The sequence below is a fragment of the Nonomuraea sp. MG754425 genome, from assembly GCF_021699195.1.
Taxonomy (GTDB): domain Bacteria; phylum Actinomycetota; class Actinomycetes; order Streptosporangiales; family Streptosporangiaceae; genus Nonomuraea.
The window spans coordinates 1-485 of the sequence record NZ_SSXE01000498.1 but is presented as its reverse complement, the minus strand read 5'-3'; the positions used below and the strand labels follow the sequence as shown (position 1 = coordinate 485).

Genomic DNA, 485 nt, shown 5'->3' with positions numbered 1-485 from the left:
GTGCCAGGCCGCCCAGGAACGGATCGTGGCCTGGCGGGGCGAACACCCCGATGTCGAGATCTACGGCCGGCAGGTGAGTGAACATCCGATCCCGGCGCTTGTCGAGGCGTGCGCTGCGGCGGATCTGGTGGTGGTCGGATCCAGAGGGCTGGGCGGGTTCGCGTCCGTGATGCTGGGGTCGGTCGGTCACGGGCTGCTGCACCATGCCGGGTGCCCGGTCGCGGTGGTCCGGCCACGGTAGGCGCGGGCCGGGGTCACCGGCGTTCCGACCGTCTTGCACACTGGAGAGAAGTGCAGGTGGACGCCTTGGATCAGGATTGTGGGGGATCATGATGAAGGCTTCGACAGGCGATCGTCTGGTCGTGGTGAGCGGCCGTGGTCACGGCATCCGGCGTGAGGGGCTCATCGTCGAGGTGAGCCACGCCGACGGCTCACCGCCCTATCTGGTGCGCTGGCTCGACGACGGGCACGAAAGCCTCGTCTTC

General features: G+C 68.5%; 2 protein-coding genes. Both read left to right on the top strand.

Features of this window, described 5'->3' with window-relative positions:
* On the top strand, positions 1-241 hold a 241-nt coding region (locus FAF44_RS53690; protein WP_237111194.1), incomplete at its 5' end, for a universal stress protein.
* Positions 204-485: DUF1918 domain-containing protein (locus FAF44_RS56240; protein ID WP_308193554.1), on the top strand; the 282-nt coding region annotated here is incomplete at its 3' end. The genes FAF44_RS53690 and FAF44_RS56240, both read left to right, overlap by 38 nt.